The sequence below is a fragment of the Rhodococcus sp. 05-2254-6 genome (assembly GCF_002258565.1).
Classification (GTDB): domain Bacteria; phylum Actinomycetota; class Actinomycetes; order Mycobacteriales; family Mycobacteriaceae; genus Rhodococcoides.
The window spans coordinates 1-17930 of the sequence record NZ_NOZF01000112.1 but is presented as its reverse complement, the minus strand read 5'-3'; the positions used below and the strand labels follow the sequence as shown (position 1 = coordinate 17930).

At 64.2% G+C, this 17930-nt stretch carries 18 protein-coding genes; 11 read left to right on the top strand and 7 right to left on the bottom strand.

Annotated elements, in window-relative coordinates:
- Positions 1-7 precede the first annotated feature (7 nt).
- Genes CH256_RS14365 through CH256_RS14350 form a run of 4 tightly spaced genes read right to left on the bottom strand, consistent with a single transcriptional unit; the run spans position 8 to position 4015 of the window.
- A complete protein-coding gene (locus CH256_RS14365; RefSeq protein WP_068048531.1) occupies positions 8-1327 on the bottom strand; it encodes an MFS transporter in 1320 nt (439 codons plus the stop codon).
- The gene (locus tag CH256_RS14360) at positions 1324-1872 is read right to left on the bottom strand and encodes a 3-isopropylmalate dehydratase (protein WP_094669910.1); all 549 of its coding nucleotides are present in this window, start codon (positions 1870-1872) and stop codon (positions 1324-1326) included. Before CH256_RS14360 ends, CH256_RS14365 begins: the two co-directional genes overlap by 4 nt.
- A complete protein-coding gene (locus tag CH256_RS14355; RefSeq protein ID WP_373454824.1) occupies positions 1869-3134 on the bottom strand; it encodes a 3-isopropylmalate dehydratase large subunit in 1266 nt (421 codons plus the stop codon). Before CH256_RS14355 ends, CH256_RS14360 begins: the two co-directional genes overlap by 4 nt.
- Positions 3135-3139: 5 nt before the next feature.
- Entirely contained in the window at positions 3140-4015 is an 876-nt protein-coding gene (locus tag CH256_RS14350; protein ID WP_094669909.1) for an isocitrate lyase/PEP mutase family protein, read from the bottom strand.
- Positions 4016-4124: 109 nt separating this feature from the next.
- Between CH256_RS14350 and CH256_RS14345 the strand changes: the two genes are divergently transcribed.
- On the top strand, positions 4125-4931 hold the full coding sequence (locus CH256_RS14345) for an IclR family transcriptional regulator (RefSeq protein WP_094640589.1): 807 nt from the start codon (positions 4125-4127) through the stop codon (positions 4929-4931).
- A gap of 41 nt (positions 4932-4972) precedes the next feature.
- Here the strand turns inward: CH256_RS14345 and CH256_RS14340 are convergent, their stop codons facing one another.
- Positions 4973-5806: a DUF72 domain-containing protein gene (locus tag CH256_RS14340; protein WP_068048522.1), complete on the bottom strand. Its 834-nt coding sequence runs from the start codon at positions 5804-5806 to the stop codon at positions 4973-4975.
- Positions 5807-5900: 94 nt separating this feature from the next.
- Between CH256_RS14340 and CH256_RS14335 the strand changes: the two genes are divergently transcribed.
- Positions 5901-7004 (top strand): S1C family serine protease, encoded by a 1104-nt coding sequence (locus CH256_RS14335; RefSeq protein WP_094669908.1) that lies wholly within the window; start codon positions 5901-5903, stop codon positions 7002-7004.
- Positions 7005-7007: 3 nt separating this feature from the next.
- Here CH256_RS14335 and CH256_RS14330 read toward each other — a convergent pair whose 3' ends face one another.
- Positions 7008-7421, bottom strand: coding sequence for a VOC family protein (locus tag CH256_RS14330; RefSeq protein ID WP_094669907.1), 414 nt, complete (start codon positions 7419-7421; stop codon positions 7008-7010).
- A gap of 59 nt (positions 7422-7480) precedes the next feature.
- Here CH256_RS14330 and CH256_RS14325 point away from each other — a divergent pair, with 59 nt between their 5' ends.
- The 6 genes from CH256_RS14325 (at position 7481) to CH256_RS14300 (ending at position 11513) form a co-directional block, all read left to right on the top strand.
- Complete coding sequence (locus tag CH256_RS14325; RefSeq protein WP_179272111.1) at positions 7481-8458, top strand: LLM class F420-dependent oxidoreductase; 978 nt, start codon at positions 7481-7483, stop codon at positions 8456-8458.
- A 67-nt stretch (positions 8459-8525) separates the two neighbouring features.
- Positions 8526-9134 (top strand): AIM24 family protein, encoded by a 609-nt coding sequence (locus CH256_RS14320; protein WP_068048507.1) that lies wholly within the window; start codon positions 8526-8528, stop codon positions 9132-9134.
- A 1-nt stretch (position 9135) separates the two neighbouring features.
- Positions 9136-9813: an AIM24 family protein gene (locus CH256_RS14315; RefSeq protein WP_094669906.1), complete on the top strand. Its 678-nt coding sequence runs from the start codon at positions 9136-9138 to the stop codon at positions 9811-9813.
- Positions 9783-10562: an AIM24 family protein gene (locus tag CH256_RS14310; RefSeq protein WP_094640510.1), complete on the top strand. Its 780-nt coding sequence runs from the start codon at positions 9783-9785 to the stop codon at positions 10560-10562. Before CH256_RS14315 ends, CH256_RS14310 begins: the two co-directional genes overlap by 31 nt.
- An 84-nt stretch (positions 10563-10646) precedes the next feature.
- Positions 10647-10973, top strand: a complete 327-nt coding sequence (locus CH256_RS14305; protein ID WP_094669905.1) for a hypothetical protein — start codon at positions 10647-10649, stop codon at positions 10971-10973.
- 69 nt (positions 10974-11042) lie between these two features.
- Positions 11043-11513 carry a hypothetical protein gene (locus CH256_RS14300; RefSeq protein ID WP_094669922.1) on the top strand — a complete coding sequence of 157 codons (471 nt, stop codon included), beginning with the start codon at positions 11043-11045 and terminating at the stop codon, positions 11511-11513.
- A gap of 7 nt (positions 11514-11520) precedes the next feature.
- Here CH256_RS14300 and CH256_RS14295 read toward each other — a convergent pair whose 3' ends face one another.
- On the bottom strand, positions 11521-12669 hold the full coding sequence (locus tag CH256_RS14295) for a macrolide family glycosyltransferase (protein WP_094669921.1): 1149 nt from the start codon (positions 12667-12669) through the stop codon (positions 11521-11523).
- Between the two features lie 204 nt (positions 12670-12873).
- On the opposite strand from CH256_RS14295, the gene CH256_RS14290 reads away from it, so the two are divergent.
- The 3 genes from CH256_RS14290 to CH256_RS14280 all read left to right on the top strand — a co-directional run bounded on the left by CH256_RS14290 (position 12874) and on the right by CH256_RS14280 (position 17776).
- Positions 12874-13461, top strand: coding sequence for a GNAT family N-acetyltransferase (locus tag CH256_RS14290; protein ID WP_068048498.1), 588 nt, complete (start codon positions 12874-12876; stop codon positions 13459-13461).
- A 9-nt stretch (positions 13462-13470) separates the two neighbouring features.
- Positions 13471-15840 (top strand): lysylphosphatidylglycerol synthase transmembrane domain-containing protein, encoded by a 2370-nt coding sequence (locus CH256_RS14285; RefSeq protein ID WP_068048496.1) that lies wholly within the window; start codon positions 13471-13473, stop codon positions 15838-15840.
- Between the two features lie 91 nt (positions 15841-15931).
- On the top strand, positions 15932-17776 hold the full coding sequence (locus CH256_RS14280) for a bifunctional diguanylate cyclase/phosphodiesterase (protein ID WP_231893754.1): 1845 nt from the start codon (positions 15932-15934) through the stop codon (positions 17774-17776).
- Positions 17777-17930 lie beyond the last annotated feature (154 nt).

The following is a 17930-nucleotide window of genomic DNA, read 5'->3' as shown; positions in this document are numbered from 1 at the left end:
GCTCGGGCTACACAGGAAGCTTGCTGTGTCCCGTCTCCTTGATGGTCAGTACCGTCGCTACACCGATGACGCACACGCCCATGACCCAGTACGCCGGTGACATGGCATTGCCGGTCGATTCGACCAATTGTGCTGCAACGTAGGGGGCAGTTCCGCCTGCCGCGATCGTTCCGATGTTGAAGCCCAACGACACTCCGGTGTAGCGAACCGCCCGAGGGAAGAGTTCGGTGAACAGCGGGAAAGCCGGGACCTGCACCACACCGTTGAGCACCATGTAGACGAAGTAGACGACGCCGACGACGAGAATGCTCGACGTGGCACCGAGAATCATGAACACCGGCAGCGCAATGATCACGTAGGCCACATAGCCGAACAGCAGCACCGGTTTGCGGCCGAACCTGTCGGTGAGCATCCCACTCAGCGGGAATGTGGCGCAGGCCAATGCAATTGCCACAGCAGACGTCCAGTACACCGAATCTTTCGAGAAGCCGAGGTCGTTGATCAGATACACGCTGAAGTAGGTCAGTCCGATGTACCCGGATCCGTTCATGGCGATCGCAATGCCGACGACGCGGAGCACAGACCACGGTTGCTTCTTCACCACGTCGCTCAACGGGCTCTTGGCGACCTCGTTCTTGGCTGCCATTTCCTCGAACTCAGGGCTGTCCTCCAGCTTGAGCCGCACACGGAGGCATACGAAGGCCAGGGGCAGCGCCAGCAGGAACGGGATGCGCCATCCCCACGACGACATTTGTTCGTCGGTCGTGATCAGAGCCACGAGCCCGACGACGGCTGCGGCGACGGCGAAGCCGAGAGTCGATCCCACCGGCGTGAAGGACCCGAAGAATCCTCGACGGTTCGGCGGTGCCGACTCGGCGATGTAGGTTGCGGCACCGCCGATCTCACCACCTGCCGAGAATCCCTGGGCGAGCCTGATGATGACCAGCAGAACGGGGGCCAGCACCCCGACACTCGAGTGCGTCGGCAGCAGTCCGAGAATGCCGCAGGCAACACCCATGCACACCACGGTGATGACGAGGGCGTGCCGACGACCCTTGCGGTCTCCGAGCCGACCGAAGAAGATTCCGCCGAGCGGACGGGCGACATAGGCGACGCCGAACACGGCCAGGGTCGCGAGAATCGACACGCCTGGGCTGGTGGATGGGAAGAACAGCGGTGCGATGATGACGGCGAGGAAGCCGTAGACCGCGAAGTCGTAGTACTCGATGAGCGTACCGACACCTCCGGCCAGCGCAGCTCGACGCGCGGTCGTGGTGTCCGCCTTGGGCGGTGCAACTCCTGCGCGGGAGTGTTCGGTGTTCGTCATCGCGCTGATCCTTCTGTGAGTGGTTGCTTGCTTCGGTGTTCGGAGAGAAGAAGTTCGTACGAACCGCCCGCTTCGATGACGGCGACGGTTCGGGCATTCGGTGGATGGCCGGTGATCGTGGTGCCGTCCTGCTTCGACACCTCGGCCCGACGCCAGTCGAGTCTGACATCGTCGCCGACGGCCACCGCGTCGGATATCCCGGGAACGGTGATCAGGGGCATACCGTTGAAGGTCTCTCCACGCCAGAATCCAGGTGAGAACGATTCCGCCACAACGGCGCTGATGCCCAGGTTGCGCAGCGCGACCATCGGCGGATAGTGCGGATGTCCGTAGCCGAAGTTCCGCCCTCCGACGATGATGTCTCCGGGTCGAACTCGATCGACGAATGCCGGGTCGTACGCCGCCATGCAGACCGACCTGAGGTGGTCGGGGTCGTAGGACTTGATGTTCGCAACGCCCACGACCAGGTCGATATCGAAGTCGTCACCGAATATCCATGCGACCGCACCGTCGATGGCGTCGGGCGGGGGCGGGTAGGCGCTCATGACCCCACCTGCGCGATCGTGCCGGCGAGGGCGCTGGCCGCGACGGTGAAGGGCGAGCCCATGTAGATGTTGGCGTCGGAGCTACCCATTCGCCCGGAGATGTTGAGCACCCCGGTGGAGATACAGTTCTCGCCGGCCGCGAGGGGCTTCTGGTATCCGAAGCAGAAGTCGCAGCTCGATACCGCGATGTGTGCACCAGCTGACCGCAGGATGTCCAGCAGCCCTTCGCTTTCGGCTTGATCGTGCACCTTCTGGGAGGTCGGTACCACGTTCAACTCGACGCCGGGGGCGACGGTCCGCCCGTCGAGCACCAGTGCAGCAGCGCGCAGGTCCTCGATGCGGCCGCTGGCGCAGGATCCGATGAACGCCTTCGTGATCGGGATTCCGGCCAGATCGGCAGCGGTGTGCGTGTTGGCTGCGCGAGCCGAACCGGGTTGCACCACCTGCGGAACGATGGTCGACAGGTCGATGGTGTGGCGGGCGGCGTAGGCGGCACCCTCGTCGGGGAGCACGGGGGTGAACGCCTGCCGGGCGACGTCATGGGCGTAGGCGAGAGACAGTTCGTCGGGTTCGAAGATCGCCGAGACCGCGCCGGTGAACATTGCCATTCCGCAGAGACCCTGTCGGTGGTCGATCTTCATCGACCGCGCGCCGGGACCACCGAACTCCATCACCTGGTGGGCACACCCGTCGGCACCGACCAGATCGATGATCGTGTGAACGAGATCGCGACTGTCGACGCCGGGGCCGAACTCACCCACGAGGTCGAACCGGGTGGTCGCCGGAATGTCGACGTACAGCTGGCCGGTCACCCAGGCCTCGATCAGATCGCGCCTGATGCCCCATCCGAGAGCGCCGAAGGCACCGATTCCGCTGATGTGCCCGTCGAAGTGGACGAGGAAGTCTCCGGGCGTCGCGAGTCCGAGTTCGGCAGTGAGCTGATGGCCGATGCCACGCCCCTCGTGTAGCTCGATGCCGTAGAACTCGCACCAATCTCGCGTGACCTGGTGCACCTCTTGTTCTTTGGCATTCTTCTTGGTGAGCATGTGGTCGATGAAGACGACGTACCTGGATGGGTCCACGAGTTCGGTGATGCCGAAGTCGTCGCGCATCTGCCGGAACATCACGTCGGTGTAGCCGGGGAAGTCGTAGGCGATCATGCGAGCGGGCCGGACAGCGTGGTTCTCCCCGGCGTGCACCACATCGGCATCACAGGTTCGGCCGAGGATCTTCTCGACCATCGTCAGTGCGTCGGAACTCATACCGATCACGCCTTCGCGTCGACGGGCAGGTACTTGCGTTGTGCTGCTTCCACTTCCGGGAAGCCGATGAGATCGACGAACTCGTGGTGCTGCAACGCGTCGGCGCTCACGTCGGCCGGGGCTTCGCCGCCTGCGAGTCGGCGCAGAGCTTCACGAGCTGCTCCGGTGGCGGCCATCAGCACCTGGGTGGGCAGGAGAGCGAGTCGAACGCCGATCTGCCCGAGAACCTCGGGGGTGAACTCACGCTCGGTCCAGGTCGACGCGGTCAACGTCGCCATCAGCGGAACGCCTACAGCGTCGTGACAGCGAGCCCACTCGTCGGCGGTCTCGAAGGTCTTCGTGACGGGCATGATCATGTCGGCACCGGCGTCGACGTATGCGGTAGCGCGTCGGATTGCGTCGTCGCCACGAGCATCGGTGCGGGCGATCATCAGGACGTGCTCCGGCAGCGAATCCCGGACGGCCCGTACTTTGCCCGACGCTTCCTCGATGCTGATGAGGTCCACCGGCTCGCCAACGCAGATCGGGCACTTCTTGGGTGAGAGCTGGTCTTCCATGAAGACGCCCTGCACGCCCGCGGCAGCGAATCGGCCCGCGGTCCGCGCCGCGTTGACGGCGTTGCCGTAGCCGGTGTCGATGTCCGCGACGAGCGGGAGGGAGGACGCTTCGCCGATCGTGCGCACCGCCTGGAGGTTCTCGGTCATCGTGTAGAGCTCCGCGTCGGGCAGCCCGAGGGCCGCCGACACGGCGAAGCCGGATGCACACAGGGCCGAGAACCCGGCCTGTTCGGCCAGCTTCGCCGTCAGGCCGTCCCACACGCCCGGGGCGTACACGAGGCCCTGTTCGGTCAGATCTTTGAGTGTCGCGGTCATGAGCACCATCCATTTCGTATTGCGGAACGCATTCCGAAACTAGAGTGGTGGCGATCACAAGTCAAGGGGGGTTCGTAGGATGGCGGCAGCACTTCCCAGTCCGATCGAAGGAGCACACGTGGCATCGCCCACCGAGTCCGACGACCACGCCGGCCGCGACATCGTGGGCGCGGTGGTCAAGGCCTGCACGCTGCTCGATCATTTCGATACGACGCACCCCGTGTGGACGCTCAACGAGCTGACGACGGCAAGTCGAATGAACAAGACGACAGTGCACAGACTGATGACCACACTGATCCACGCCGGCTGGGTGGACCGGACGGCCGAGGGCTCGTATCGAATCGGCATGCCCGTGTTCGAGATCGGGTCGTCGGCACTGACCCAACTCGACATCCGCGGTGCGGCACAACCGTACCTGTCGGAGATTGCGGAAAAGTTCGGCGACACTGCGTATCTCATGGTTCCCGCAGACGAGGGAGCCGTGTGCATCGATCGCCATGAAGGGAGCAATCCCCTTGTGGTCGCGGGTATTTCCATCGGTTCGGTTCTCCCGTATCACGCCACCGCAGGCCCGATGGCCATGCTGGCGTTCTCAGCTCGGATTCGCGACCGCTGGCTCACCCAGGATCTACCTGCCTTCACGGATCGAACACCGACGGCGCCGGACGAGTTGCTGGCGCGCCTCGAACAGATCCGATCGAAGGGGTACGCACTGAGCAATTCGGACTACCTCACCGGCGTCGCGGCCGTCGGCGCACCGATACTCGGACGAGATGCCGCGGTAATTGCGTCGATCAGCGTTGGCGGCCGAGCGGAGACATTCGAGGGCGATGCCCTGAGCGCAAAGGTCGCGACGATTCTGGCCGCCGCAAAGGGTCTGTCTCGGGTTGCAGAGGCCCTACCTGCGCCAGGAGGAGAACATTGAAGTATCCGCATATCTATGAAATGGGCTAGAGAGTCGAATACTCATCTACCGATTCGTTCGATCAGTTTCATTGCGTCGAAGGGTGCGTAGCCCTTGATGTCGTTGTCGAAGTACACATGGACGTCTCTGCCCGTGGCCGTCCAGTCCGAGATCTTCGCAGCCCATCGATCGAGCGCCGCATCCGTGTAGCCGCTGGCGTACAGCTCCTCGTCGCCGTGCAGGCGGGCGTACATGAAATCGGCTGTGGGGGTGTCGACGTACGGGTACTTGCCGGCGGTGTCGGCGACGACGAACGCAATATCGTTCTCTCGCAACAACTCCACTGCCGCTTCAGAGGCGAAACTCTGATGCCGCGCTTCCACGCAGTGCCGAAGCGGCCGCGACGACGAAGCAGGCAACAACACTCGATCCTCGGCCAATTTGTCGTCCCTCATGCCCGCCAACGAGACCGCAGCAGAGACCGTTCGGGGCAACATGGCAAAGAAATCCGACATCTTCTGCGCGTCGAATTCGAGATTCGGCGGCAACTGCCACAGGAACGGTCCGAGCTTGTCGCCCAGCGTCAGCACCCCGGTGGCGAAGAAGTTCGCGAGTGCCGCCTCGACTCCGACGAGCCGCTTGATGTGGGTGACGTACCGACCACCCTTGATGGAGAACACGAAGTCGTCCGGCGTCTCGTCGTGCCACTTGGTGAAGCTCGATGGCTTCTGCATCGCATAGAACGTGCCGTTGATCTCGATCGATGTCAGATGTTCCGACGCGTACCCGAGTTCCTTGCGATGCGCCAAGCCCGCCGGATAGAAATCTCCTCGCCAGGGCGCGTACGTCCAACCGGAGATGCCGATCAGAACTCGGGGTCGACGCGACGCGGGCATGAGCAGACTGTAGACGGGCGCACAAGCAGGCACCGCAGGCCGTGATTGCCAACTAGCTGGCACCACCATCGCCACCGGACCATAATCGGTCTCTATGCGGTCGGGTGGACGAGCGGTGGTGTTGACGCTGGTCGCTGCCGGCGTGTGGCTCTTCGCGACGCCGTCGCTCGATCCCGGAACCGCGGACTTCGTCGCAACTCCGGCACCGGCCGTCGCACCCGTCGCCGAACCGCCACCCCTGACGCTCGAAGAGCTCACAGCTCGCGTCGATCCCACCGTTGTCACACTCTCGGCATCCGCAGGATTTTCCGGGGTCGCGGGCACGGGCTTCGTCGTCGCCCCCGACGGAATCGTGCTCACCAACTTCCACGTCGTCGAGAACGCCACCGACATCAGCGCAGTGCACATGGGCAACGGACTCATCTACGACGCCACCGTGTTGGGTTACGACAAATCTCGTGACGTAGCGGTCGTGCAGTTGATCACCGCGGCCGACCTGCCGGTGGTCGAGCTTGCCCCGGACCCACTTCCCGAGGTGGGTGATGCGGTGACCGCCGTCGGAAATGCCTCCGGTGCAGGGGTATTGGTCCCGGCGCCGGGAGCGGTGACCGCCCTCGATCAGCAGGTGCGTACGCGCAGTTCGGTGGACGGTTCGGGGAATACGTTGGAGCGAATGATTCGCGTCGATGCCGATGTGCGAGCAGGGGATTCGGGCGGGCCCCTCTTCGACGCCTGGGGTCGTGTGGTGGGCGTGAACACCGCGGGGTTGTCGGACGAGGCGCGCAACGGCACCGAGTTCACGCCGCCGCAGGCACCCGAGGCGTACGCCGTCCCCATCGCCGAGGCGGTCTCGGTCCTCGACCAGGTCCTCGCGGGCCAGTCCGGTGGCACCGTACATGTCGGTCCCACACCGTATTTCGGAGTTTCGGTGCGCGATGTGTCGGTTTTCGAGAACAAGCCGGCGATCGGTGCGGCCGTGGTATCGGTGACCTTCGATTCCCCGGCTGAGGTCCTGGGACTGTCCGCGGGGGACATCATCGTGACGTTCGACGGCACGGAGATCGGATCCTCGTCGGACCTGTCGGAGGCGCTGCTCGGACGTCGCCCCGGCGAGCCCGCCGTCGTCGAATGGGTCGATGACGCAGGCGTAACCAGCTCCGGCACAATCACACTCGCCGCGGGAATGCCGACAGCCTGAGGGTCAGTCCTGCAGCACCGACAACACATTGCCGGCCGGGTCGGTGAACCAGGCGATCAGCGGTCCGCCATGGCGAAAGATTCCCTTCTCGTCGGTACCCATGGCAGGAGTGGAGCCTGCGGAACGACCCTGTATGTCCGGATACTGCGCGAACACAACTCCTTTGGCGATCAAGGCGTCGACAGCGCTCTCGATATCGGCCACCGGAAAGTTCAGGATGGTGTACTGCGCGGGTACGTGCCCGGGACGCGGATAGACCAGCACGATCGTCCCGGTCCCCAGGTGCAGCTCGAGCATGCCCATCTCGTTCTCGGTGACCGTCAGTCCGAGCGTCTCGGCATAGAACGTGCGCGCCGCCTGCAGGTCGTTTACGCCGAATCCGGAGAACGGCTGCCTGGTCAGCTCCAAGGATGTCATCGTCGAATTATCGCGCTCCGGCACATGCCACGGGCCGATATCCGAGTAGCGTGGATCTCGTGACTATTCGCCTCGGTTACCAGATGCCCAACTTCAGCTACGACGGTTCGGTCGCAGAGCTCTTTCCCCAGGTCATCGCGCAGGCGCGCGAGGCCGAAGCGGCCGGGTTCGACACCGCATTCGTGATGGATCACTTCTACCAACTTCCCGGAATCGGCAAGCCCGACGAGCCCATGCTCGAGGCCTACTCTGCGCTGTCCGCGCTCGCGACGGCCACCGACACCATCCAGCTCTCCGCGCTGGTCACCGGCAACACCTACCGCAACCCGGCGATCCTCGCCAAGACCGTCACCACGTTGGACGTCGTCAGCGGCGGTCGCGCGATCCTCGGGATCGGAGCCGGCTGGTACGAACTCGAGCACCAGAGCTTCGGACTCGAGTTCGGCACGTTCACCGACCGTTTCGAGCGACTCGACGAGGCACTGCAGATCATCGAACCGATGCTCCGCGGCCAGCGTCCCACGTTCGACGGTCTCTGGTACCAGGTCGAGAACGCGATGAACGAGCCCCGCATCCGCGACGACCTGCCGATCATGCTCGGCGGCGGTGGCGAGAAGAAGACGTTCGGCTTGGCCGCACAGTTCGCCGATCACCTCAACATCATCTGCGACGCAAACGAATTGCCGCGCAAGATGGCGGCCGTCCAGGCCCGCTGCGAGGAAGTCGACCGCGACCCGAAAGACCTCGAGACGAGCTTCCTCGCGTTCGTCATCGTCGACGAGAACGGCGACAAGGCCAAGGAACTGCAGCGCGAGTTCGTGCTGAAGCAGGGCCTCGACCTGACGAACCTGTCCGAGGAGGACGCCGCGAAGGCCACCGATCGGCACTTCTGCGGAACCCCCGACGACGTCGCCGAGCAGGTACAGAAGCGGGTCCTCGATCAGGGCATCGACGGCATCATCATCAACCTGATCACCAACGGTCACCAGCCGGGAGCCGTCGAACTGGCAGGTAAAGCCCTGAAGCCGCTCGTCTAGAAATTTGCTCCAGCAGTAGCCGCGGGGGCGCGTGCGGTGGCATAGTTCCCCCGTGGCTCAGCTGAGGATGAACGGGCACCGCGTCTTGGTCGCCGACCTGACCGGCGACTCCCTGCGCGCGATGTCGGGCTCGATGGTGGCGTACGAGGGCGATGTCGCCTTCAAGAGCGCCGGTATGGGAGGCGGCGGCGGTTTTCGCGCCGCACTCAAACAGAAGGTGACCGGCGAATCGCTGTCGCTGATGGACGTGTCCGGCAAGGGCACCGTCTACTTCGCCGTCGACGCTCAGGACATCACCCTCGTCGAGGTTCAGGGCGACAACCTGCACGTAGAGTCGTCCCAGTTGCTGGCTCTCACAGGGCAACTGAAGACCGACATCAAATTCTCCGGCTTGCGCGGTGCCAGTTCCGGCCAGGGACTGTTCACCACCGTCGTCAGCGGGTCCGGCACCGTGGCATTGCTGTCCAAAGGTGGGCCGATCATCGCCCTCGCCGTCGATCCGCAGTATCCACTCGTCGTCGATCCCGACGCGTTCGTCGCCCATCGCGGCCAACTGAACCAGAGCTTCGTCACCGACGTCACGTGGCGCTCAGCCATCGGCGGCGGCAGCGGCGAGGCGTTCTCTCTCCGCTTCGACGGCCAGGGCGTCGTCTACATCCAACCCGAGGAGCGCTGACGTGCCACTCGAACTGGTCAACAGCAAAGTAGTGAAATCCGTTCTGGCACCGAATCAGAACGTGCTCGCGCGTCGAGGATCGATGCTCTACTACACCGGCGACGTTCGGTTCGTTCCGCACTCGATGGGCGGCGGCGCGGGTGCCATGCCGGGCATGGGCGGCGTTGCCGGCATGGCCGGCCGGATGATGGCAGGCGAGCACGTGGCGATGATGGCCGCAGAGGGGCAGGGCGAGGTCTTCTACGGTCACGCCGGGTTGTACATCGAGGTGATCCATCTCGACGGTTCGTCGATGCTCACCGTCGAAGCCGATCGACTCCTGGTGCACGACGGCTACCTCCAGAGTTCCATCGTGGCTCTGACCTCGCAGGGCGGAGTACGCGGAGCAGTGCGCGGCGCGATGACCGGACAGGGCTTGTTCACGACACAGCTGACCGGCCAGGGCAGCGTCGCGGTTCTCTCGCACGGGGGCGCAACTCCGCTGCAGATCGGACCGGATCACCCCCAGGTGGTGGTCGATCCGCAGGCGTACGTCTGCCACATCGGCAACATCAACGTCGACATCTCTGCGAACGTCGGGTGGCGCGACGCCGTCGGCAAGGGCAGCGGCGAGGCGATCCAATTGAAGATGACCGGCATGGGCACCGTATGGGTGCAGGCGTCCGAGCAGAAGTTCTAGGGAGCACTGTCGTGGAAATACACACCCCGTACACCCTCCCGGTCAACGACAACGTTCCCGGCAACGACTATGCGTTCTGCGTCGAACTCGCAGGCCAGCCGTGGTTCACGTCGAAGGGCGCGATGATCGCGTACTACGGCAACGTTCGCTTCGAGCCGCTCGGGCAGACGTCCATGCCCGCCATCGTCGCGGCGCGGTTCTCGTCTCCGTTGTACTCGAACGACTGGGTACTCGCGCAGGGTCAGGGCAAGCTGATCCTCGGCGATCGCGGTTTCAATATCAACAGCTACGACCTCGACGACGGCAACCTCACCATCCGGGCGGCGAACCTCCTTGCGTTCGAGCCGACTCTGGATCTCAAGCAGTCCATCGTCCCGGGATTCCTGACCCTGTTGGGTACCGGCAAGTTCCTGGCCTCGTCCAACGGCCCCGTCATGTTCGCCGAGCCGCCACTGCGTATCGACCCGGAAGCCCTTGTCGGATGGGCGGATTGCCCCTCGCCGTCGCATCACTTCGACGCCGACTGGATGCAGAACTTCCTCGGTGCAGCCCGCGGATTCCTCGGGGCGAACAGCGGCGAGGAGCGTCAGTTCGACTTCACCGGGGCCGGCACTGTGCTGATCCAGTCGAGCGAGAAGGTGCTCGACGATTCACACCTGTTGCGCTACATCGAATCGCAGACGGTCTCGCTGGGCCAGAACTCGCTGCGGGCGCTGCACAACACCATCGGGGCTCGGCTACAGCAGTAGCCCGCCTCGCAGCACCTCGACGGTGAACACGGCGGCTGTTCGGCGAGAACGCGCATACTGGAGTTTCACCTAGGAGGTACAGCCATGGCCAACCAAGGACCGTTCGGATTCGGATCCGACGACTTCGACAAGTTCGCCCGTGAGGCAACCGAGGGACTACGCGAGGTGGTCGGATCGCTGTTCGCCTCCAACACCGGGGCACCCAAAGCTCCGCCGGAGCCCGAAACCACAGGTCAGAAGGGGGAAGGAGTCTGGGCGATCTACAGCGTCGACGACGCCGGATCACCCCAGATCGACCAGCTCTACGCCACCGAACTCGATGCCCTGCGTGCGCACAAGGACAACACCGACCCGCGCCGACGCGTCCGCTTCCTGCCCTACGGCGTGAGCGTCAGCGTTCTGGAGGACTGAATCGGGTGCACTGGACCGCGCTCAGCGCGGCTGGCTGCACCGGATTTGCTGTAGATGGAGTCGATTCTCATGACCGCACACACAGAGTCCGTCTCGATCCCGCTGGGACAACCCGTGTTCGTGCATGCGCTCAGGTACACAGCGTTGTTCGATCGGAAGCCGTTCTCCGAGGCCCTACTGATCTACACCGACAACGGCGCGTACAAGATCGTGTCACCGGGCGAGGATCACTACGGCAGCTACGTCTCGTACACCGACGTCGCCGAGGGCCCGCAGCATGTGATCTTCCTGTCGTGGCCGTCGGAGGATTGGGACCGGAACGTCGCGTCTCACACCCTGACGTTCAATCCCGATTCTGCGGCGTTCACACAGGTGCTCGTCCTGCCCGGCAATCCTGTGCCACGCTCCCAATACGGTTACGCGCTGCCGATTCCCGATCCGCACAGCGTGGACATGACGGCATCCTGGGATCGGGTTCGCGAGACCTACGCCGAGACGTTCACGCAGCTGGAGCTCCTGGCCACAGCTCGACAGCCGTGACGTCGAGCTAGTTCTGGAACTGCTCGATCGCATCGGCCGCCTGGTCGACGCCACCGTGCGCTCGCACCTGGGCACTCATTGCCGCTGCGCGCGGTGTCAATTCACGAGCTGCAGCGACCGCGTCGACCAGGATCGAAGCCGTGACCTTCTCGAATTCCAGGTGCACGCCGACGCCGAGTTCGGCGAGCATCGCCGCATTGCCGAATTGATCGACGGCCTGGGGGATGGCCACGGTCGGGACGCCGAACCACAGCGCCTCGGTACAACCACCCATCCCGGCATGAGTGACGAAAACGGTCGCAACATCGAGCACCGCGAGCTGCGGAACATGTTCGTGTAACTGGACATTCGCTGGTAGCTCACCGAGCACGGCCGGGTCGACGCGTCGGCCGATCGAGATCACCAGATGCCAGTCGGTGTTCGCGAAGGTCTCGATGCACAGTCGGTAGAACTCTGGTCGATCGTTGTAGCCCGTACCGAAGGAGATGTACAGGATCGGCGCGTCGGGTGCCGTCCAGCTGCGGTCCTGCAGGCGTACCGGATCGAGGCACGGCCCGACGAACCGCACCGATTCCGGTACCCGATCCGCGTTGGGCTGCATCACTTTCGGGATCAGCGACAGACAGTGCTGCGGGTAGGTGATCCATTCCCAGGGATCGGCGTCGATGTCGTTGTCTCGCAACCACGCCGTGTACGAAGCGTGGTACCGCAGACCACCAGCGGATTCACGCATCGGCGTCAGTACATCGGAAAGATCCTCGGCGTACCCATCCCACGCCACGTACGTCGGTGAGAGTTGCACGGCCGTCACTCCGTATCGCACTCCGAGAACCGGTGCTGTCATGCCGCCGATGTCGTACAGAAACAGATCCGGCTGATCGTCGTCGTAGAACGCGGTGAGCACCGGATACGACGCGATCGCCTCGTCGAGGAAGACCTGCATGGCCGCGGCCGGGTCATCCGGCCACGACGCCTCCCCGTCGGGAAGTATCGAGGTGAACGGCACCACCTCGACGCCCGCGGGTTCGACCACGTGTCGCAGAGAATCACCGACGGCATAGGTGACGCGGTGTCCTCGCCGGACCAGCTCGGCAATCACGGCCAGCGATGGATAGATGTGGCTGCGAGCCGTCGTGCCGATCATGGCGATATGCATGATCCCCACCGTAGGGCGCATCACGCGCCGCGAGCCAGCGAATTTCGTCGGCGATCAGATCCATCAGTAACGGTAGCGAGACCGTGATGGTCGCCTGCTGTGACCCCGCCTTCACCGAGGTGATTGCCCTAGTACTCGTGGCCGTCACCGCAGCGCTGATCGTCATGCTTTCCCGGACGGGCAGATCCGACGTATCGTCGGCGAATGTCCTTTCTGCAACCGGTGACCCTCACTGACGATCTCGTGACCCTGGAGCCGCTGAGCCACGATCACCTCGAAGGTCTGTGCGATGCCGCCCGAGACGGGGAGCTGTGGAATCTCTGGTACACCAGTGTTCCGAAGCCCGAGGACATGGCGGCCGAGATCGACCGTCGACTCGGATTGCTCGACGCAGGCACGATGCTTCCGTTCACGCTGCGCCGCAACGACACCGGGCAGATCATCGGAGCGACAACGTTCTGCAACGCCGACGCCACCAACCGTCGCGTCGAAATCGGATACACGTGGAATGCCCGCTCCGCGCACGGAACCGGCACCAATCCCGCGAGCAAACTGCTGCTGCTGACGCATGCATTCGAGGAACTGGGATGCATCGCCGTCGAATTTCGTACCCATTGGATGAACCTGCAGTCGCGGACGGCGATCGCGAAGCTGGGTGCGAAGCAGGACGGGATTCTGCGCAATCATCAACGCATGTCCGACGGTTCGTTGCGCGACACCGTCGTGTTCTCGATCATCGAATCCGAATGGCCCACCGTCCGCAACGAACTCCGCAGGCGTACCGCACGGTAGGTTGACCCCATGCGTGTGGATGGGCGGGACGTTCCCGTAGCGGGGAACCTGCTTCAGCCGCTGGTGCGCAGAACCAGCGACATCATTCGGGTCGTATCGGCCGCGGCGCTACTGGGTGTGGTGATCGCCGGTTCGCTGATCACCAGAAATCAGTGGGACGCGCTCGAGCAATCGGTGTCGAACATAGTCGGCGTGCTCAGCCCCGACCAATCCAATGCCGTCTACATCGTCTACGGCGTCGCAATTCTCGCGCTCCCGTTCGGCGTCCTGATCGGACTGATCGCGGGCCGCAAATGGAAACTGCTCGCCGGGTACGCGGCCGCGGCACTGCTGGCCGCGCTGGCGTTGTCGATCACCGGAACCGGAATCTCCACTCCCACCTGGGACCTCGACGTTCCCGAGCGACTCGACACGTTCCTCTCGCAATTCCTCGACGATTCGCGCTGGATCGCCATGTTGGCCGCGGCCCTGACGGTGTCCGGCCCGGGCCTGCCCGCACGATGGCGTCGGGCATGGTGGACGCTGTTGCTCGCGTTCGTGCCGATTCACCTGGTCGTCTCCACCGTGGTCCCGGCTCGCTCGATGCTCGGACTGGCGGTCGGCTGGCTCGTCGGAGCCGTCATCGTGTTGCTCGTCGGCACGCCCGCGCTGGAGGTTCCGCTCGACGCGGCGGTTCGCCTGTTCCACAGCCGCGGTGTCACCGTTCGCAGCTTCACCGTCGTCCGCCCGGCCGGCCCCGGCCCGTTGGTGTTGAACGCACACACTCCCGACGCCGATGTGGTGGTCGAGTTGTACGGGCAGAATCAGCGCAGCGGTGGTGCCCTTCGCCAGTCCTGGCGGTGGATCACACTGCGTGGCAGCGAAACTGCGCCACTGCACGCGTCGATGCGCCGGGCCGTCGAGCATCGCGCCCTGATGGGCCTTGCCATCAAGGGGTTGGGTGCGGCGGGAAGTCACCCACTGGCGGTGGCCGCGCTCGACAGAGGATGGACCCTGTACGCGCACAGCCTTCCCATCGGTGATCCGATCGAGGCGGAGCACGACGACGCCACCCTCGGCGCTCTGTGGTCGGCCCTGCACACTCTGCACGAGAACCAGATCTCCCACGGCGACCTGCACCGAAACGAACTCCGGATTCACGACGGCAAGGCCCTCTTCTGCGGTTTCGGTCATGCCGAACTGGGTGCCTCGGATTCCCAGATGCAATCCGACGTCGCGCAGTTGTTGCTCACCACCGCAGACCTGTTCGGCTCCCAGCGCGCCGTCGCGACCGCCATCGACGTACTCGGCTTCGAGACCGTGGTTGCGGCCTCGGGTCGCTTGACCAAGTCCGCCATCCCGCCGCGCATTCGCCAATCGGTGCGCGACGCCGACAAGACGATGAAGGCAGTCCGGCTCGAGGTTCTCGAGCAGACCGGTGCGGCCAAGATCGAGGCCGAGCAGGTCACCCGATTCAGCCGCAACCAGATCATCTCGCTCGTGCTGTTGATCGGATTGGTCTACGTCGCATACCCGTTCATCAGTGCGGTGCCCGCGTTCGTCACCGAACTCGGTTCGGCGAACTGGTGGTGGGCTCTGCTCGGTCTGGCGGTGTCCGCGCTGACGTACGTCGGTGCCGGAGCCGCGTTGTGGGCGTGCGCGCTGGGCAAGGTCAGCTTCTGGAATCTGACGGTGATGCAGGTCGCCAACACCTTCGCGGCGACGACGACACCCGCCGGCGTCGGCGGACTGGCCCTGAGCGTGCGATTCCTGCAGAAGGGTGGGTTGGGAACGGTTCGCGCGACGGCGGCTGTGGCGCTGCAACAATCGGTCCAGGTGATCACGCACGTGAGCCTGCTGATCTTCTTCAGCGTCGTCGCAGGCACCTCGTCCGGTCTGTCGAACATGGTGCCGGGCAACACCGTGCTGTATCTCATCGCAGGTGCCGCTTTCGGCGTCGTCGGGACGTTCATGTTCGTACCCAAGCTGCGACGCTGGCTGCGGGTAGCCGTTCGTCCGCAGATCAAGGAAGTCCTCGGCGAACTGGGCGAACTCGCCCGCGACCCCAAACGGTTCTCGATCATCATCCTCGGCTGCGCGGCCACGACGTTGGGTGCCGCGCTTGCACTGTGGGCGAGCATCGAGGCCTTCGGCGGCGGCACCACGTTCGTCACCGTGACGGTGGTGACGATGATCGGCGGAACTCTGGCCTCGGCCGCGCCGACGCCGGGCGGTGTGGGTGCCGTGGAGGCCGCACTCATCGGCGGTCTGGCCGCCTTCGGAGTGCCCGCCTCCATCGCCGTGCCGTCGGTCTTGCTCTATCGCGTCCTGACCTGCTGGTTGCCGGTGTTTCTCGGGTGGCCGACACTACGGTGGCTCACCAAGCGAGACATGGTCTGACGCACTGCAGACAGCGTGTATGCCCGATTCCGGCACAGCTCCACGTGGCGCTGGTAGCGTTCAGCCGGCCGGGGATCTGCCCATGAGAGGTATGCCCATTTCCAGACCGGGGATTGCGGTGACGGCCGAGGGCCGTACGCGATACAGGCCTGGGCTCCACGCCACGCGCGCGAGAGTCGACGACGACTACACGTACTTCGCGAACACAGCGCGCGAGCGTTGGGTGCGGTATTTCGTCGGAACCCTGACACTGTTGTTCGGCCTGTCCGGGATCCTGATGGTTCCCACCGGCATCCACTACGACGGCCTGGCGGTATTCGTCCTCCTCGGGGCGTTGACGACGATACCGGTGGCGATCGCGTGGTTCCTCGGACCATGGCCGTCACCGCGTCTGGCCAATGCCTTCGTGTTCTACGCAGACGTCGGCATCGTGGGCATCCTGTTCAGCAGCACCGACCGTTATGTGCCACTGGCCGGATGCATGATGTTCACGATCGTGGCTGTCTTCACCGTCATTGCAAGCTCGTTCCGAGTGATGTGGATTCACCTGGCGGTCTCGGTGGCGACGGTACTTGCACTCGGCATACTTGCGGTCGGTCAGGGAAAGAACCCGTGGCTGGTGGCCGCGACCGCAGTCACCGTCGTCACGTTGTACCTCACCCCCTTGATGATGCGGGCGTACATCCGGCATCTACGTTCTCGGGCATCGGGAGCCGTCATCGATTCGCTGACGGGCCTGTACAACCGGCGCGGATTGCTCGAGGCAATCGATGACGTCGGTACCGCCTCCACCGACAGCCCCTCGGATCGAACCATCGGGGTCACCGTTCTCGACATCGATCGGTTCAAGGACATCAACGACCGATTCGGTCACCCCACCGGCGATGCAGTACTGATCGAGATCGCCTCACGGCTCACCGCCGCGGTACCGCAGACATCGGTGGTCTCGCGCCTGAGCGGAGACGAGTTCGTCATCGTGCACATCGGTTCGCCCGGCGAGATCGAATCGGCCGACCACAGGATCCGGATCGGTCTCGACGAAAGCTTCTCCGGACCGCCTTTCACCGCCAGTGTCGGTTCTGCCTCGGAACTACTCGGCGGCGAACCCGTCACCCCTACCGTCGTGCGCAAACTGATCGCATCGGCCGATATCGAGATGTATCGCAACAAGTCTCGACTCTCCGAGGACGACGGCAGCGCCCGCGGCACCAGCACCGGAACGCGAGCGGACATCCGCACGCGCATCGAGACCTTGATCTCGCGAGGCGGGCCTGACGTGGTGTTCCAACCTATCTGCGACACGGTCACCACAAGGGTCGTCGGTTACGAGGCACTGTCTCGTTTTCCTTTCGGCTACGGCTCGCCGACGATGTGGTTCCGCGACGCCACCAATGCGGGAATCGGACCGCTTCTCGAAGCCGCCGCCATCGACCGCGCGCTGGCCGCGTCCGCGTCACTTCCCCGCGGGATCTTCGTTTCACTCAACGCGTCTGCCGACACCATTCGCTCCACCGACCTGGCCGCCGTGCTGAAGCCGTTCCAGAAGAACCGACAGTTCCACATCGAAATCACCGAACACGAGCGGGTCCACGACTACCGCGCGGTCGCCCGAACCATCGAATCCATGCGCGGAGCAGGCATATCCATCTCCGTCGACGACGTAGGTGCCGGCTTCGCCGGACTTCGCCAGGTGGTCGAACTGCGCCCCGACACCCTGAAGATCGACTACGCACTGGTGCACGGAATCGACACCGACCCGATCCGAAGGGCCGCCGCTGCATCGGTGATCGGATTTGCACACGAGATCGGGTCGACGGTCATCATGGAAGGCGTCGAAACCGAAGCGGAACTCCGAGTGGCCGCCGAACTCGGAGCAGACATGGTGCAGGGCTTTCTCACCGGACGACCACTACCGCTGTCGGACATCACCGGGTAGTGCTGCGCGGCCCCTCCAGCCGATCAGATCGACGAGTCGACCGTGAACTTCGTCAGTGTCGGAGCGGCAGCAAGCATCGGCGGCAGTTCGGTGATCTGGCCGGGACCGGCGCGGAACTCGCGGTACTTCGCATCGGCCTCGGCCGACTCCCACG

What these genes read in the sequence shown, in the direction of transcription:
- CH256_RS14300 (WP_094669922.1), top strand. Translation starts at nt 11,043, where the DNA reads ATGACCGCACACACAGAGTCCGTCTCGATCCCGCTGGGACAACCCGTG.
- CH256_RS14320 (WP_068048507.1), top strand. Translation starts at nt 8,526, where the DNA reads ATGAACGGGCACCGCGTCTTGGTCGCCGACCTGACCGGCGACTCCCTG.
- CH256_RS14360 (WP_094669910.1), bottom strand. Translation starts at nt 1,872, where the DNA reads ATGAGCGCCTACCCGCCCCCGCCCGACGCCATCGACGGTGCGGTCGCA.
- CH256_RS14290 (WP_068048498.1), top strand. Translation starts at nt 12,874, where the DNA reads ATGTCCTTTCTGCAACCGGTGACCCTCACTGACGATCTCGTGACCCTG.
- CH256_RS14310 (WP_094640510.1), top strand. Translation starts at nt 9,783, where the DNA reads ATGGGTGCAGGCGTCCGAGCAGAAGTTCTAGGGAGCACTGTCGTGGAA.
- CH256_RS14330 (WP_094669907.1), bottom strand. Translation starts at nt 7,421, where the DNA reads ATGACATCCTTGGAGCTGACCAGGCAGCCGTTCTCCGGATTCGGCGTA.
- CH256_RS14285 (WP_068048496.1), top strand. Translation starts at nt 13,471, where the DNA reads ATGCGTGTGGATGGGCGGGACGTTCCCGTAGCGGGGAACCTGCTTCAG.
- CH256_RS14305 (WP_094669905.1), top strand. Translation starts at nt 10,647, where the DNA reads ATGGCCAACCAAGGACCGTTCGGATTCGGATCCGACGACTTCGACAAG.
- CH256_RS14350 (WP_094669909.1), bottom strand. Translation starts at nt 4,015, where the DNA reads ATGGTGCTCATGACCGCGACACTCAAAGATCTGACCGAACAGGGCCTC.
- CH256_RS14340 (WP_068048522.1), bottom strand. Translation starts at nt 5,806, where the DNA reads ATGCCCGCGTCGCGTCGACCCCGAGTTCTGATCGGCATCTCCGGTTGG.
- CH256_RS14365 (WP_068048531.1), bottom strand. Translation starts at nt 1,327, where the DNA reads ATGACGAACACCGAACACTCCCGCGCAGGAGTTGCACCGCCCAAGGCG.
- CH256_RS14295 (WP_094669921.1), bottom strand. Translation starts at nt 12,669, where the DNA reads ATGCATATCGCCATGATCGGCACGACGGCTCGCAGCCACATCTATCCA.
- CH256_RS14280 (WP_231893754.1), top strand. Translation starts at nt 15,932, where the DNA reads ATGCCCATTTCCAGACCGGGGATTGCGGTGACGGCCGAGGGCCGTACG.
- CH256_RS14355 (WP_373454824.1), bottom strand. Translation starts at nt 3,134, where the DNA reads ATGAGTTCCGACGCACTGACGATGGTCGAGAAGATCCTCGGCCGAACC.
- CH256_RS14335 (WP_094669908.1), top strand. Translation starts at nt 5,901, where the DNA reads ATGCGGTCGGGTGGACGAGCGGTGGTGTTGACGCTGGTCGCTGCCGGC.